Below are 10,823 nucleotides of genomic sequence, written 5' to 3' on the forward strand. Positions count from 1 at the left end.
CCAGAAGGAATTGAAATGCCGCAGTCACGCAAGATCATCATCGATACGGATCCCGGCCAGGACGATGCCGTTGCCATATTGCTGGCGCTCGGCAGCGCCGAGTTGGAGGTCGTCGGCATCACCGCCGTTGCCGGCAACGTGCCGCTGAAGCTGACCGAAAAGAATGCACGCAAGATCTGCGAGCTGGCCGGTCGGCCCGATATCAAGGTCTATGCCGGCGCCATCCGGCCGCTGGCGCGCGAACTCGTCACCGCCGAGGAAGTGCATGGCAAGACCGGCCTCAACGGGCCGCAATTGCCCGAGCCGACGATGCCACTGCAGGATCAGTACGCTGTCGACTTCATCGTCGAGACGCTAATGCGCGCAGAGAGCGGCACGATCACGCTCTGCCCGCTCGGACCGCTCACCAACATCGCGCTGGCGCTGATTCGCGAGCCGCGGATCGCGCCGCGCATCAAGGAAATCGTGTTGATGGGCGGCGGCTTCTTCGAGGGTGGCAACGTCACCCCGTCCGCCGAATTCAATATCTATGTCGACCCGCAGGCCGCCGATGTGGTGTTCAAGTCCGGGATTCCGATAGTGATGATGCCACTCGACGTCACACATAAGGCGCTGACCACCGCCAAGCGCACGCAGGCTTTCCGCGATCTCGGCACCAAGGTGGGCATCGCCACGTCGGAGATGCTGGAGTTCTTCGAGCGTTTCGACGAGGAGAAATACGGCACCGACGGCGGGCCGCTGCACGATCCGTGCGTGATCGCCTATCTCATCAAGCCCGAGCTGTTCAAGGGCCGCAACTGCAACGTCAGCGTCGAGACCTCTTCCGAGCTCACCATGGGCATGACGGTGATCGACTGGTGGGGCGTGACCAAGCGGGAAAAGAACGCCATGGTGATGCGCGACATCGACCACGACGCGTTTTTCGCGCTGCTGGTCGAGCGGCTAGGGCGGCTCTGAAAGCTTCCTTCTCCCCGTTTACGGGGAGAAGGTGCCGGCAGGCGGATGAGGGGTGGCGCGAATGTCGGTGTTTTGCCTGCCCTGGCGCTGCCCCTCACCCGGTCGCTTCGCGACCACCCTCTCCCCGTAAACGGGGCGCTACTTCGCCTTCGAGAAGGCCAGCCAGAGGCCGCCACCGACCAGGAAGCTGCCGCTGATCCGGGACATCAGCTTGACGCGGCTGGCCGACAGCAGCCGACCGGCGCGGCTTGCGGCAAGCGCGTAGGTCGAATCCGACATGGCGGCAAAGATCATCGCGGTCAGGCCCATGACCACGATCTGCAGCGTGTAGTTGCCCTGCGGCGCGATGAACTGCGGAAAGAAGGCGCCGAAGAACACCAATGTCTTCGGATTGCTGATCGCCACCAGGAAACCCTGCAGGAAGAAGCCGCCGCGCGGCTTCCTGGCCGATCCGTCGGGGTTCAGCGTGCCTTTCGAACGGAACATCTGCACGCCCATCCAGATCAGATAGGCGGCGCCGATCAGCCTGACCCATTCGAACCAGTGGCCCATGCCTGATATCAGCGTGTTGAGGCCGATGCCGACGATGGCGATCATGATGGCGAGGCCGGCCTGGGTGCCGGCGACGTTGGCAAGGCCGGCGCGCGCGCCGTGGCGGACGCTGTTGGCGATGATCAGTGTGACGGTCGGACCGGGCACCAGGATGATGACGATGCAGGCGACGACATAGGTGGCGTAAAGTTCCAGCGACATGGTCTTTCCTCAAGCAAGATGGCACCGATCCGGTGGCGGCCGGGCCCGATCAATGCACGGCGCCGGTGTGGGCGCAAGCGCCAGCCTGCCGCCGATAGCCGGCCTCAGCTTGCGCCTGCCTGCCAGGGCAGTGTCGCCTCGTAGGCCGCGCCGGCCCGCAGCACGGCGAGATCGCCGCGTGGCGGCCCGATCAGCTGCATGCCCATCGGCCGGCTCTTGCCGTCGAAACCGACGGGTACGTTGAGCGCCGGACAGCCGCCCAGCGTGGCGAAGGCGGAGACCTGCATCCAGCGATGGTAGCTGTCCATGGCTCGACCGGCCACCTCACGCAGCCAGTCGGTGGCGACTTCGAAAGGGAAGACCTGCGCGGTGGGCAACGCGACCAGGTCGAACCGGTCGAAGATCGACAGCAGCTTTCGGTGCCAGGCCGAGCGCCTCACCGTTGCGGCATGGACTTGCGGCGCGGTGAGGCGCATCGCCTGCTCCACCTCCCACACGGCTTCGGGTTTCAGCAGCCTGCGCTTGGCCGGATCGTCGTAGTGGACCTTGAGCGCGCAGCCGCTGCTCGCCTGGCGCAGCGTGACGAAGGCCTGCCACAGCGCCTCGAAATCGACATCCGGCACCTGCGCCTCGCTGTGGAAGGAGGCATCGGCGAAACGGGCGAGCGCGGCGTGGCAAAGATCGACTATGCCCGGCTCGACAGGCAGGTGGCCGCCGAGATCGCCGAGCCAGGCGATGCGGCCACCAGTTGCCTTCGTCGACAATCCGTCGAGGAAGGAACCCTGCTTGTCGTGCGACAACGGGGCGCGCGGATGATAGCCGGCCTGCTCGTCGAGCAGCAGCGCGATGTCGCGCACGCTGCGGCCCATCGGCCCTTCCACGCCCATCTGCGCGTGGAAGACATCGATGTCCGGCCCGGCGGGAAGCAGCCCCTGCGAGGGGCGGAAGCCATAGACGTTGTTGTAGGCTGCGGGATTGCGCAGCGAGCCGCCGAAGTCGCTGCCGTCGGCGATCGGCACCATGTCGAGCGCAAGCGCCACCGCCGCGCCGCCGCTCGATCCGCCGGCGGTCAAGGCCGGATCGAAGGCGTTGAGCGTCGGGCCGAACACATTGTTGTAGGTGTTGGAGCCAAGCCCGAATTCGGGGACATTGGTCTTGCCGATAATGATGGCGCCGGCCTTGCGGACGCGCTCGACAAAGAAGTCGTCCTCCCCGGGGACGAAGTCGGCGAAGATCGGCGAGCCGAAGGTGGTTTTCAGGCCCTTGGTCAGGGCCAGGTCCTTGATCGCAATCGGCAGGCCGAACAATGCTCCCGTCTCACCGCCGCGCGCCAGATGGGCATCCGCGCTGTCGGCCTCAGCGAGGATGCCGGCGCGATCGCGCAGCGACACGATGGCGTTGACCTGCGGGTTCACCGCCTCGATGCGGTCGAGAAAAGCTGCGACCACCTCGCGCACCGACAGGCGGCGCTGCCCGATCGCGCCGGCTAGCTCCACGGCGGACAGACGGCAGATGTCGCCGGCCGGCGGAACGGCATGCTTTGTCTTGGGACGCATGGCCGTCGTCACGCGCCTGGGAGGGCTGCGTCGACATCTTTTGCCAACGGAATGGCCGGCTGCGCGCCCGGCTTCAGGCAAGCGAGCGAGCCGGCGGTGGCGGCGCGTGCGAGCGCCTGTTCGAGCGGCAGGCCCGACGACAGGCCGGCACCGAAATAACCGCAAAACGTGTCGCCGGCGCCGACCGTGTCGACCGGGGTTATCTCCAGCGCCGGCACGGTCAGGAACGTGTCGGGCGTCGCGGCCAACACGCCATCGCCGCCGAGGGTGACGACGATAGTACCCCCGGTCTTGCCGGCATAGTCGCGCATCCGCGCGGGGCGATCACGGCCGCTGAGCGACAGCGCCTCGCCATAGAGATCGAATTCAGTCTCGTTGGCGACGGCATAGTCGGCCTTGCTTAGCAGGTTGGATGCCTCGGCGCGAAACGGCGCGGTGTTGAGCACGCTGATGGCGCCGGCCGCCCGCGCCGCCTCCAGCGTGGCGTCAACGGTCTGCAAGGGGATCTCGTGCTGCAGCAGCACGACGTCGCCCTTCTTGAGCTGTGCCTTGGCGATATCGCCGGGCAGCACCGAATCATTGGCGCCCGGGACCACGGCGATGACGTTTTCACCGTCGGCGCCGACCAGGATCAGGGCCGTGCCGGTCGAAGCGAAGCTCTCGCCTATGCCGGAGAGATCGACCTTGCCAGTGAGCAAAGCCAGCGCCTCGGCGGCGAAGCTATCCTTGCCGACGGCGCCGACCATGCGCACCTTGGCGCCGGCGCGCGCGGCGGCCAGCGCCTGGTTGGCACCCTTGCCGCCGGGCGCGGTGGCGAAAGTGGAGCCACGCACCGTCTCGCCGGGCGCCGGCAAGCGGTCGACATTGGCGATGAGGTCGAGGTTGATGGAGCCGACAACGATAATCAAGAAGTGCCTCCTGCTGACTGCGCGGGAAGCTAGCCTGTAAGAGCGCCGCTTGCCAGCCCACAATAGGGCTCCGCGCCGGCTGCCACTTGCTCATTCGCAGCGCACGGTGACCGTGCCCTGATAGGTGCCGGCCGGAAAGATGCCCGGCGACTTGGTGGCGGTGAGGTCGACCAGCATGGTGTGTGTGCCGTTGATCACCCGCTGCGGCGAACTGCCCGGAGTGTCCGTTCCCGAGCCGTCGAGCCGGAAGACGGTGGCGAAGGTGACGTTGGTGTCGCCGCCGCTTGGAGCCGAAGTGAAGGCGATCGGCGCCGGCGCGGAAACCGAAAAGCAGTCGAGCAGGTTGAGGATCGAGCACAGCAGCGAGCTTGCGGTGATCGTGGCGCCGGCGCTCGACCCGCCCGCCTGCTTGGAGCCGAGGATGTTGATGGCGGGGTTCGACGTCATCGTTCCCGAGGCGCCGATCACGATCGTGCAGGTGCCGACGATCGCCGCCTGCGCGGGAAAGCAGAGGCCGGCAAGTGCTGCCACCGCAAGCAGGGCGCGGCTATTTCTTCTTCTTTTTCCTGCCATCGCCGTTCGTACCTCTGATGCTCCAGCCTTCGTTGGCCCATCCGGCCGAAGCGGTTGCGGGAGCGGGAGCGGCCGTGGGACCGGCGGCAGCCACGCTGCCCGTCGTCTGGCCGTCGGCGCCGAGGCCCATCTTGAGCAGCTTCAGTTCCATCTGCAGGCGCTCGACCTCAAGCTCGTAGAGGCGGCTGCAATCGACACGCTTCGGCGTCCGACCGATCGGGACCACCACGCGGCCATAGGTGGCGATGTCGCTGTTCGACTGGCTGCTGTTGTTGCCTCTGATGACGCCGACGTCGAGATAGGCGCCACTGCCGGAAACCGAGGAGCGGCAGGTGGTGCCGTCGGAAGCATGCACCTCGTCCTGGCCCTGGGGAAGGGTGACACCGGGCAGGGTGAAACCCGTCTGGTTCTGGTTCAGGTTCAGTATGTCCTCGGCAAACCCCGAACTCACGACCGCCAAAGCGGACAGCAAGGAGAGGGTCAGGACCTGCGATGTCCGAAGAACTTTCCGCATATCTGTGCCCTTATCTGCGTCTGCTCGCTTGGAAAGGGGATACTCTCGGTACAGATACGCACTTTACGCTCGGTCGCGCCGTCGAACGGCACGACCACCAGAACCGGACGCGATGCCTGGCCGGCCAGAAGAAAGGCGCTGGGCGTGATCCTGGCGGCTATCGGCTGGAAATCCTGGTCGTAGACATGAACCTCGACGCGAATTCGCTGGTCGTACGGGTTGCCCGGAAAGACGCGGACGGCGAAAGCATCGGTGAACGACCTCACCTCGCCGCGCATCGGCGTCATCGACTGGCCCGTCGCGGCAAGGGGAGACAACACGACGGCCAGCGCCGCCGTCAGAATTCCAACCTTTTTCAAAGACCGCTCCTTTCGCGAGAAGGCTATTCGCAGCGCAGTGTGACGGTTGCCTGGTAGTTGCCGGCGGAGAAGCGGTTCGAGCCGCTCTTGGTGCCGGCAAGATTGACCGCGACCGTCGATGTGCCCGGTACCGTCAGCGCGGTCGCGGTGCCGGTCTCGGCAATGGTCTGCGCGCCGGAGGTGGCGAAGGTCGGGGTCCATGTGGTGGCCGTGACATCTGAGGCCGGCACGGTGGTGGTCGTGACCGGGTCGACGCTGAGCGTGACGCCGCCGGTGGTATCCACCTGGGCGCTGCCGGCCGAACCGCCTGCATTGTGGGAACTCAGCGACTGAAGATTGGTGCTGACGGTCATCGTGCCGTTGGAGTTGATCGTGATCGTGCAGGTCGCGGTGATCGTGCCGTTGAACAGCACGTTTCCGGTGGCTGCGGATGCGGTCTGGTCGATGCAGGCGACCAGCAGTGCCGCACCGATGACGGCGCGAAAGAACTTCATCGAAACCCTCCTATCAAGCCGGATGGTCCGACTTAATACAAAGGCATCTTCGCTTTATCGTAGTTAATTTAGGGTAAAATGAAATGTCTTCACTTGCCTAAAAAGAGTAAAACCGGCGAAACCACAGGTTGTCGCCGGTTGTAATGCCTATAAATTTGGGGGCAAAGGCGATAAATGTAGGAATACTTGTTTATACTTTGATCCACGGTTTTGTGCAACAAAACTCGAAAATATCGACGTTTCAGGACGAGACCTGTCCCGCCTCCCAGCCGAGGATGGCACGCTTGCGGGTCAGGCCCCAGTGGTATCCGGTGAGGGCGCCGGACTTGCCGAGCGCGCGGTGACAAGGCACGACGAACGACATCGGATTGGCGCCGACCGCGGCACCCACCGCGCGGCTGGCGCTCGGCGCGCCGATGCTGGCAGCGATCGAAGAGTAGGTGCAGGCCTTGCCCATCGGGATGCGCAAGAGGGCTTCCCAGACGCGCAACTGGAAGTCGGTGCCGATCATCACCACGCGCAGCGGCTGGTCGGCGCGCCACAGTCTTGGATCGAAGATGCGCGCGGCGTAGGGCGCTGTAGAGCTCATGTCCTCGACATAGGCCGCGTTCGGCCAGCGGCCGGACATGTCGGCGAAGGCCGCGCGCTCGCCGCCGGGATCGTTGAAGGCGAGGCCGGCAAGCCCGCGGTCGGTGACCATGATCAGGGCGATGCCGAAAGGCGAAATGTGATAGCCGTAGCGGATGGTGAGGCCGGCGCCGCGCGTCTTGTAGTCGCCCGGCGACATCGCTTCATGGGTGACGAAGAGGTCATGCAGCCGTCCCGGGCCCGACATGCCGAGCTCGAACGAGGTTTCGAGCAGCGGCATGCCGGAATCGAGCAGCCGGCGCGCATGGTCGAGCGTGACCGCCTGCAGAAAGGCCTTGGGCGACAGGCCGGCCCAGCGGGTGAACAGCTTCTGCAGACCCGTCGGCGTCTCGCCGACCTCATCGGCCAGATCCTCGAGCGAAGGTTGGTCGCGATAGTCGAGACTGATCTTCTCGATGGCGCGGCGCACGACCTCGTAGTCGCTGCCCTTGGGAGTAGCTTCGTTCTCAAGGATCGCGGTCGGTTTCATCTGCGTATTCATGGTCATCTGGGCGTTCATGGCAATATCTCCTTGACCGCGAATATCGGTCTTCCCGCCCTTTGCCACCACCCGAAACTTGCCCTGCTGCCGCCCGCCCGCGACGTGCTTGAATTCCTACGGCAAGGCGTGGAAAGCCGGCCGCCGGATAACGCAAATTCGACAGTCAGCGCGCCCTGGCGGTCGCGAGCGCGCGCGAAAAAGCGGTGGCAAAGCTCTCGCGGGAGACGGGGTCGAGGAAGGACCCGATCGACACGATCTGTCCCTGTGCCTCTACCGCCATCCTGGTGATGCCGATCTCGGCATGGCGGGCGATTGAGAAGCGCGCCCAGAACGGATTGAAGCGGTGCGCCTCCGACCTGCCCGATGGCGCGGTCTTGCGAATGTCGAGGCTGGTGCGCGACACCGAGACTTCCTCGCGAGCGCGGGCGGCACGGTAATTGACGCGGAAGGCGATGTAGACGGCGATCACGTCGAGCCCGAAGAAGCCGAACACCGGCCAGGCGCCGCGCGACAGGAAGAAGGCGCCGGTGGCCAGCCAGCCGAAGGACAGCGCGCCCATAAGGACGATGAAGCCGGTGCGGCCGAGCGAGCGGTGCGGTGTCAGCAAGGCATGGAAGAAGGGCTCGTCAGCCTGGAAAGAGGCGTTTGTGTCGCTCATGCCTGGATATTATAGGAAGGGAATGGCAAGCCCCAAGACGAAAAAATCCCCGATGGCCAAAAATGCATTGCCGCCCGGCCGGCGCGACGGCTCGAACGCCAAACCGCGGCCGAGGCCGACGCGATCACGGCCCCTCTACAGCTCGGCCGAGGTGCGCGAGATTTTCCGGCGGTTTTCGGTGCAGCGACCGGAGCCGAAGGGCGAGCTCGAGCATGTCAACGCCTTCACGCTGCTGGTGGCGGTGGTGTTGTCGGCGCAGGCCACCGATGCCGGCGTCAACAAGGCGACGCGGGCGCTGTTTGCGGTCGCCGACACGCCGCAGAAGATGCTGGCGCTCGGCGAAGCGAAAGTCGGCGACTACATCCGCACCATCGGCCTCTGGCGCAACAAGGCCAAGAGCGTGATCGCGCTGTCCAAGGCGCTGATCGACGAGCATGGCGGCGAGGTGCCCGCCGACCGCGACCAGCTGATCAAGCTGCCGGGCGTCGGGCGCAAGACCGCTAATGTCGTGCTCAACATGGCCTTCGGCCAGCACACGATGGCGGTCGACACGCATATATTCCGCATCGGCAACCGCCTCGGGTTGGCGCCCGGCAAGACGCCGGAACAGGTCGAGCAGGGGCTGCTGAAGATCATCCCGGCCGAGTATATGCGCCATGCGCATCACTGGCTGATCCTGCATGGCCGCTATGTCTGCAAGGCGCGCAAGCCGGATTGTCCGGCCTGCGTCATCGCCGACATCTGCAAGGCGGCGGAGAAGACGGCCGAGATGCCGGCGCCGCTGGTGCCGATCGCGCCGCTTTCGGAGACGGTTGCCGCCGAGGCTTGAAGCGGTGCGCAACCCGGACGGAGACCGCGCCGCGCAGTTTCCCGGAATTGCTCAGGAGCCGTAGCCGCGCGCCATAGCCGCCGCGAAGACCGGGATCAGCAGGAAGATGAAGGCTTCGGCGCGGACATAGGTCTTGACCGAGGCGAGCTCCGCCGCCGGCACCTGGAAGCCGGGAGTGGCGCCGGTCTGCCGGTTCCAGGAGATGAAGCGGACGGTCGGGATGATCGACAAAAGGCCGACGATGACGAAGGCCGTCATCTTTGCCCAGAACATCCAGTTGTAGATGTAGAACTCCCAGCCCTTCAGGCCGTAGAAGACACGGCCGGCGCCGACGATGACGATCAGCGCGGCGATGATGCCGTAATGGCGGTCGATGCCGACAAGGCGCTTCAGCGTCGCGGCGGGCAGATCGCCGCGGATCAGCACGAATTCGGCGCCGATGATGCCGGCCAGCGAAAACACCAGCAGATGATGGATGATGGCCAGCACGAGGTCGGTGGTATCCATGCATTTTCCTCTGGTTGGATGATATGCGGGCTGAATCAGATTTCCGCTAAGACTAGCATCGCCGGACAGAATTCCCAGACACGGCGGGCAGCTAGCTGCCCTGGCGTGATGGGACGTTCTGGTCTGGAGGATGATCCGGACCGCCGTGGCCCTTGTTCGGTGCGGGAGGTTTGCTAGGCGCCTTCTTGACGTTCAAGCGAGGCAAGTTCCATGGGCAGTCCAAAGGCAACCGGCGTGCCGGTCATCGAAACGGCGCGGACCATCCTGCGGGCGCACCGGCTGGACGATTTCGACGCCTACGTCGCCATGTGGGCCGATCCCGCCGTCACCCGCTTCATCGGCGGCAAGCCGCGCACGCGCGAGGAGAGCTGGATGCGCTTCCTGCGCCATGCCGGGCTGTGGTCGCTGATTGGCTATGGGTTCTGGGCGATCGAGGAGAAGGCGAGCGGCCGCTTCATCGGCGAGGCTGGCTTCCACGATTTGAAGCGCGATATCGAGCCATCGATCGATGGCGTGCCGGAGGCCGGCTGGGCGCTGGCCTCGGAAGCGCATGGCCGGGGACTGGCGAGCGAAGTGGTCCAGCGCGCTCTCGCCTGGGGAGACGTGACGTTCTCACCGGCCAGAACCGTCTGCATCGTCGATCCGGAAAACACAGCGTCGCTCAATGTTGCGGCCAAGTGCGGCTACAGGGAAATCCTGCGCACCACCTATCACGACAATCCGACGATCCTGCTGGAGCGGCGGTAGAGCCCCGTCATCCAGCCTTGAGCAGCTTTCGCGCCACGGCGTTCTGCGTACCAGCGTGCGGCGCGGCGCCGGGGTCTAGCAATTTCGTGCGTAGATCGAACGGTTGCGGCCTGGCGATCGCATAGCCCTGGGCATAGTCGACGCCGATCGATTTCAAGGCCGTGACGATGCTCTCGCTTTCAACGAACTCGGCAATGGTGCGCTTGCCCATCACCTTGCCGATATGATGGATCATCTCGACCATGGCACGGTCGATGCGATCCTCCAGCATGTCCTTGACGAAGCTGCCATCGATTTTCAGATAGTCGACGGGCAAGTGCTTCAGATAGGCGAAGGACGACATGCCGGAGCCGAAATCGTCGAGAGCGAAGCGGCAGCCCAGCTCGCGCAACTGGGCGATGAAGCGCATGGCGTTGGCGAGGTCGGCGATGGCGCTGGTCTCGGTGATCTCGAGGCAGATGAGCTTCGGCGGGATGCCGCTGATCTCGAACTGCTCGCGCAGGAAGTCGAGAAACGTCTCGTCGCCGAAGCTCGCCCCGGACAGATTGATGGCGCAGGTGGCGATCGGAGCGGCCGCTGGATCGCCAAGGCGCGCGGCCAGAACGGCGAAGGTGCCGCGCACGACCCAGCGGTCGATCGACGGCATCAGCCCGTAGCGCTCGGCTGCCGGAATGAAGCTGGCCGGCGAGACAATGGAACCATCCTCGTCCGTCAGCCGCAGCAGGATTTCGAGATGCGCCCCGCCTTCCGCCGCGGCGGCGCTGAGCGGCCATATCTCCTGGCAATAGAGCCTGAAGCGGTTTTCCTCCAGCGCGGCGTGCAGACGCTGCACCCAGGCC

Annotated in this window: 14 protein-coding genes; 3 read left to right on the forward strand and 11 right to left on the reverse strand. The window is 65.1% G+C overall.

What is annotated here, in order from left to right:
- The first annotated feature begins 15 nt into the window (after positions 1-15).
- The gene (locus EN745_RS20275) at positions 16-957 is read left to right on the forward strand and encodes a nucleoside hydrolase (protein WP_127422095.1); all 942 of its coding nucleotides are present in this window, start codon (positions 16-18) and stop codon (positions 955-957) included.
- 138 nt (positions 958-1,095) lie between these two features.
- Here the strand turns inward: EN745_RS20275 and EN745_RS20280 are convergent, their stop codons facing one another.
- From EN745_RS20280 to EN745_RS20320, 9 genes are all read right to left on the reverse strand, one after another.
- Positions 1,096-1,710, reverse strand: a complete 615-nt coding sequence (locus tag EN745_RS20280; RefSeq protein ID WP_127422096.1) for a LysE family translocator — start codon at positions 1,708-1,710, stop codon at positions 1,096-1,098.
- Positions 1,711-1,814: 104 nt separating this feature from the next.
- Positions 1,815-3,266 (reverse strand): amidase, encoded by a 1,452-nt coding sequence (locus EN745_RS20285; RefSeq protein ID WP_127422097.1) that lies wholly within the window; start codon positions 3,264-3,266, stop codon positions 1,815-1,817.
- Between the two features lie 8 nt (positions 3,267-3,274).
- A complete protein-coding gene (locus EN745_RS20290) occupies positions 3,275-4,174 on the reverse strand; it encodes a ribokinase (protein WP_127422098.1) in 900 nt (299 codons plus the stop codon).
- Between the two features lie 90 nt (positions 4,175-4,264).
- A complete protein-coding gene (locus EN745_RS20295; RefSeq protein WP_127422099.1) occupies positions 4,265-4,747 on the reverse strand; it encodes a hypothetical protein in 483 nt (160 codons plus the stop codon).
- Positions 4,722-5,261: a hypothetical protein gene (locus EN745_RS20300; RefSeq protein ID WP_126058309.1), complete on the reverse strand. Its 540-nt coding sequence runs from the start codon at positions 5,259-5,261 to the stop codon at positions 4,722-4,724. The genes EN745_RS20295 and EN745_RS20300 overlap by 26 nt, the downstream gene beginning before the upstream one ends.
- Positions 5,228-5,620: a hypothetical protein gene (locus tag EN745_RS20305; protein WP_126058310.1), complete on the reverse strand. Its 393-nt coding sequence runs from the start codon at positions 5,618-5,620 to the stop codon at positions 5,228-5,230. Before EN745_RS20305 ends, EN745_RS20300 begins: the two co-directional genes overlap by 34 nt.
- A 23-nt stretch (positions 5,621-5,643) precedes the next feature.
- Positions 5,644-6,114, reverse strand: coding sequence for a hypothetical protein (locus EN745_RS20310; RefSeq protein ID WP_127406196.1), 471 nt, complete (start codon positions 6,112-6,114; stop codon positions 5,644-5,646).
- A 241-nt stretch (positions 6,115-6,355) separates the two neighbouring features.
- Positions 6,356-7,261, reverse strand: coding sequence for a bifunctional helix-turn-helix domain-containing protein/methylated-DNA--[protein]-cysteine S-methyltransferase (locus EN745_RS20315; protein ID WP_245487777.1), 906 nt, complete (start codon positions 7,259-7,261; stop codon positions 6,356-6,358).
- 145 nt (positions 7,262-7,406) lie between these two features.
- Positions 7,407-7,901 carry a DUF2244 domain-containing protein gene (locus EN745_RS20320; RefSeq protein WP_126058312.1) on the reverse strand — a complete coding sequence of 165 codons (495 nt, stop codon included), beginning with the start codon at positions 7,899-7,901 and terminating at the stop codon, positions 7,407-7,409.
- Between the two features lie 22 nt (positions 7,902-7,923).
- Between EN745_RS20320 and nth the strand changes: the two genes are divergently transcribed.
- On the forward strand, positions 7,924-8,730 hold the full coding sequence (nth, locus tag EN745_RS20325) for an endonuclease III (RefSeq protein ID WP_127422100.1): 807 nt from the start codon (positions 7,924-7,926) through the stop codon (positions 8,728-8,730).
- Positions 8,731-8,781: 51 nt separating this feature from the next.
- On the opposite strand, the gene EN745_RS20330 is transcribed toward nth, so the two are convergent.
- A complete protein-coding gene (locus tag EN745_RS20330) occupies positions 8,782-9,237 on the reverse strand; it encodes a DUF2214 family protein (protein ID WP_127422101.1) in 456 nt (151 codons plus the stop codon).
- Between the two features lie 210 nt (positions 9,238-9,447).
- Here EN745_RS20330 and EN745_RS20335 point away from each other — a divergent pair, with 210 nt between their 5' ends.
- On the forward strand, positions 9,448-9,984 hold the full coding sequence (locus tag EN745_RS20335; protein ID WP_126058315.1) for a GNAT family N-acetyltransferase: 537 nt from the start codon (positions 9,448-9,450) through the stop codon (positions 9,982-9,984).
- A 7-nt stretch (positions 9,985-9,991) separates the two neighbouring features.
- On the opposite strand, the gene EN745_RS20340 is transcribed toward EN745_RS20335, so the two are convergent.
- Positions 9,992-10,823, reverse strand: an 832-nt coding sequence (locus tag EN745_RS20340; protein WP_145992078.1) for an EAL domain-containing protein, incomplete at its 5' end; no start/stop codon positions are given.

Source organism: Mesorhizobium sp. M4A.F.Ca.ET.022.05.2.1 (assembly GCF_003998845.1).
GTDB lineage: Bacteria > Pseudomonadota > Alphaproteobacteria > Rhizobiales > Rhizobiaceae > Mesorhizobium.

Excerpts from the sequence above, each read along its gene's own strand:
- nth (WP_127422100.1), top strand. The coding sequence starts at position 7,924 with ATGGCAAGCCCCAAGACGAAAAAATCCCCGATGGCCAAAAATGCATTG.
- EN745_RS20295 (WP_127422099.1), bottom strand. The coding sequence starts at position 4,747 with ATGGCAGGAAAAAGAAGAAGAAATAGCCGCGCCCTGCTTGCGGTGGCA.
- EN745_RS20320 (WP_126058312.1), bottom strand. The coding sequence starts at position 7,901 with ATGAGCGACACAAACGCCTCTTTCCAGGCTGACGAGCCCTTCTTCCAT.
- EN745_RS20285 (WP_127422097.1), bottom strand. The coding sequence starts at position 3,266 with ATGCGTCCCAAGACAAAGCATGCCGTTCCGCCGGCCGGCGACATCTGC.
- EN745_RS20315 (WP_245487777.1), bottom strand. The coding sequence starts at position 7,261 with ATGAACGCCCAGATGACCATGAATACGCAGATGAAACCGACCGCGATC.
- EN745_RS20280 (WP_127422096.1), bottom strand. The coding sequence starts at position 1,710 with ATGTCGCTGGAACTTTACGCCACCTATGTCGTCGCCTGCATCGTCATC.
- EN745_RS20300 (WP_126058309.1), bottom strand. The coding sequence starts at position 5,261 with ATGCGGAAAGTTCTTCGGACATCGCAGGTCCTGACCCTCTCCTTGCTG.
- EN745_RS20335 (WP_126058315.1), top strand. The coding sequence starts at position 9,448 with ATGGGCAGTCCAAAGGCAACCGGCGTGCCGGTCATCGAAACGGCGCGG.
- EN745_RS20330 (WP_127422101.1), bottom strand. The coding sequence starts at position 9,237 with ATGGATACCACCGACCTCGTGCTGGCCATCATCCATCATCTGCTGGTG.
- EN745_RS20310 (WP_127406196.1), bottom strand. The coding sequence starts at position 6,114 with ATGAAGTTCTTTCGCGCCGTCATCGGTGCGGCACTGCTGGTCGCCTGC.
- EN745_RS20275 (WP_127422095.1), top strand. The coding sequence starts at position 16 with ATGCCGCAGTCACGCAAGATCATCATCGATACGGATCCCGGCCAGGAC.